This is a genomic window from Myxacorys sp., assembly GCF_059501405.1.
Genome location: NZ_JCACCM010000043.1, coordinates 1 through 3,045, shown reverse-complemented (window position 1 = coordinate 3,045; position 3,045 = coordinate 1). Strand labels below are relative to the sequence as shown.

At 49.4% G+C, this 3,045-nt stretch carries 4 protein-coding genes; 2 read left to right on the top strand and 2 right to left on the bottom strand.

The features are described 5' to 3' along the window. Positions 1 to 465: 465 nt before the first annotated feature. Positions 466 to 762 (bottom strand): hypothetical protein, encoded by a 297-nt coding sequence (locus AC5I6P_RS04080; protein ID WP_495692484.1) that lies wholly within the window; start codon positions 760 to 762, stop codon positions 466 to 468. 66 nt (positions 763 to 828) lie between these two features. Between AC5I6P_RS04080 and AC5I6P_RS04075 the strand changes: the two genes are divergently transcribed. Continuing rightward, positions 829 to 1,173, top strand: a complete 345-nt coding sequence (locus tag AC5I6P_RS04075) for a hypothetical protein (RefSeq protein WP_495692483.1) — start codon at positions 829 to 831, stop codon at positions 1,171 to 1,173. A 194-nt stretch (positions 1,174 to 1,367) separates the two neighbouring features. Here AC5I6P_RS04075 and AC5I6P_RS04070 read toward each other — a convergent pair whose 3' ends face one another. Then, positions 1,368 to 2,489, bottom strand: a complete 1,122-nt coding sequence (locus tag AC5I6P_RS04070; RefSeq protein WP_495692482.1) for a PAS domain-containing protein — start codon at positions 2,487 to 2,489, stop codon at positions 1,368 to 1,370. Positions 2,490 to 2,690: 201 nt separating this feature from the next. On the opposite strand from AC5I6P_RS04070, the gene AC5I6P_RS04065 reads away from it, so the two are divergent. Next, on the top strand, positions 2,691 to 2,996 hold the full coding sequence (locus tag AC5I6P_RS04065) for a DNA methyltransferase (protein ID WP_495692481.1): 306 nt from the start codon (positions 2,691 to 2,693) through the stop codon (positions 2,994 to 2,996). The last annotated feature ends 49 nt before the right edge of the window (positions 2,997 to 3,045 follow it).

Below are 3,045 nucleotides of genomic sequence, written 5' to 3'. Positions count from 1 at the left end.
ACTTTCGTGATTGTGTCGATGCCGCCTTCAGGCATTGTCCTAACGTACTCGCGTAACGCTATAGTTCACTCATTACTACCCTGTAATTACTCCATAGCTCTATAATTTGCAGACCCCTGCCTCTTTCACTTCCCCTAAGTTTATTGTGAAGGGCAACCAGTCATTTCTTCTTGCCATATGGCAAGACTTCCACAGTGAATGGGTGGCTTATAACAGAGCCTCTGCTTAACATTATGTAGAGACCCAACTCTGTATAGACTCTAAACGTATTCATCAAACTATATAAGCTCTACAAATTGACATTCAATCCTTCACCTGGGTACTACGATTTGACATCTAATTCTTCGAACCTCTTGCGATTTGACAGGTATTCCTTCGTTAAATTGACGTTTAATCCTTCACTTTGGACAAAGAGATCTTCGCTGTGACATTTAATTCTTCGCCACGGACACTTATTTCTTCGCTCTACACTTCACTAAAATTGTTGATTGCTGCTTCCAATTTGACCAACGCTTGGTGATGGTCCTTCTGAGCCACCACCAATTGATCGAGCAGTTTCTCTTGCCCATCTTGCAGCGACCCAACGAGCTTGGTCACAAGGTCAGACTCTTGCTTTTCCTTCTGAGAGAATACTTCAAAGCCCTTCTGAAGCACCAGCATGAGCGCTGCCCCCGCAATGCCCCACCCCGCTTGTCCAGGCATGTCAGGCGCGTGGGTTGAGGGTTGCTGTGATGAAGCCTGAACAAGGATGTGAGCGTGCATGGTGGTAGGTTCAGCGATTTGCCTCAGAGTTCCTTCTCTGGGAATTCTTCAGAAAATCTTTAGGCTATGAAACTAAGCGAATTTCCCCAAGCAATCGCCTATTCGCAAACCGAAAACCTCAAGGCAGAGCAAGCGGTGAGACACTGGCAGTCGCAGGTAGACCGAGCGATCGCAGCTATTGAGCAGGCGATCGCCTTTGACAAGTCGCTGACGAATGAAGCGCAACGCAAAGCAACGAGAATAGAAATGATGGGTCAACCAGAAGTGCAAACGGCACTGGAAACGCTGCAATTGGTGCAAGGCCAGAAAACAGAACGAACCATCGGGCTAGAACTGCTGAGAAACCAATTCTCAGTGGCGAAGTTGGCAGAACGCAAACGCATTGCCGAATTAGAGGCAGCTCTTGCTTAGCCTAGAGAGTGTTGATGTCCCCCACCTCTGAGCACTCTGCTCTTGCTGCAATCCTCTGCCATCTGACAAAACCCTTATTCCCTCTAAACCTCTACACTTTCTTCTCAACTTGGAGCAAACACTAATTGCTCAAACTTCTACCTGCTCGTTTTCTGAGCTTTCGAGATCGAGATCGAATAGGATGGAACACGACCTTAGGAAATACACCAATATCCAGCGTCCACTTGGCGCAGGGTGAGCACGGCAGCAATTTTTCTGCCCTGCTCATCGTAGACCGGGCGAGCATTGCCTTCGACCAACACCTCGGTCCCATCAGACCGTCGAATGCGCCATCGTGCGTCGGTCACGATCTCATCCTCCAGAACTGCTCGACTTAACGGAAGCTCAGATGGAGGATATGGGTGACCCGCTTCCGTGTAGAGATGATACATCTCGCTATACCCTTCTGGCAGCACATCGAGCTTGGCAACCCCGTGCAACCGTGAGGCGGCATCATTGACAAAGGTGATTCGCCCGTCCACATCGGTCACGATGACTCCCTCAATCAGTTGCTGTAGAATGGCATCCCGCTCAGTCGCAAATTGAGCAATCCGGCGTCGTGCCTGCACTTCCTCGGTTACTTCAATTGTCAGGCTCAAAATCCCATTCACTTGTCCAGTGATGTCAAATAGAGGCTGATAGATGACATTGAAATACCCTTCGTACATCTCGTCGGTACTGTCTCGAGCATAACGAGCCAGCATTTCCTTACCCTCATAGGTTGCGCCTGTCCTGTATACCTGGTCGAGCAACTCAAAGAACCCTTGCCCTTCTAATTCACGAAAGGCATTTCGCACTGTTAATCCTTCCAGGCTCCGTCCTCCAATAAGTTGCTGGAACCTGCGATTGTTCATCTCAATGCGATGCTCTGGCCCGCGCATAATCGAGATTGCAACCGGGGCATGTTCGAGAATATTACGGATTTCAGCCTGCACCGCTTCGTCTCGCAGGGCTCGAACCCGGTCAAAGATATCCCGACTGAATAAGATCAGCCCGTTCTCGGTAGGGACAGCTCGGACTTCGTGCCACGCATAAAGCTTGGGCAGAAATAACTCAAACTTGACACTAACTTGCGCTGTTGCGGCTTGTCGAAGTTGGGCTTCCGCTGGAGTATTCAAGAGGTCGGGGAAGATGTCCCAGAGGGAACGACCCAATAACTCGACCCGCTTCCGTCTTAACAGCAGTTCTGCACTGTGGTTGACGCAGGTATAGTTCCACTCCAGGTCGAGTGCAGTGATGGCATCAGAGGTATATTCTAAGACGGTCTCAAGTTCCAAAGTTGCTCTCCCTCAAGTGCCAGGACTGTTTCATCGCTTACCGGTCAGAACCGTCATTCTATCGGAAAACTTAGGGTCCAGTGTTTGCTTTATCTTGAGCTGAGTTGAAAGATCTGAGTTGAGAGACAGGCTCGGCTCCCGAAGTTTGGCCTTTGCCCGCGATGCAGGAATTCTAGCCGCGTTGAGTTGAGCGACCGTGCAGTGGAATTACCGATTAATCAGATTTTGCTAGGAGATACGATCGCAGTCCTTAAAACGCTGCCTAACAATTCGATCGGTACCTGCGTGACGAGTCCTCCCTACTTCCAGAAGTGCAACTATCAGACATTGGGGCAGTACGGGCTAGAAGCAATCTTTCGTAATTTCCTTTCTGTTTTAGATGAGGTGTTTTGTGAGGTGTGGCGCGTTCTGAAGGATGGATCGATTTGCTGGATCGTGATTGGCGACACGATGAACAACTATTCACCTGTGAGAGCCAAAGGGCAACGACGTAAAGCGGGCGGGTAGTGCCCCGGAAGTAATGATAACTGCTAGAGTAGGAACAGTTCATCTCGTT

Excerpts from the sequence above, each read along its gene's own strand:
- AC5I6P_RS04080 (WP_495692484.1), bottom strand. The coding sequence starts at position 762 with ATGCACGCTCACATCCTTGTTCAGGCTTCATCACAGCAACCCTCAACC.
- AC5I6P_RS04075 (WP_495692483.1), top strand. The coding sequence starts at position 829 with ATGAAACTAAGCGAATTTCCCCAAGCAATCGCCTATTCGCAAACCGAA.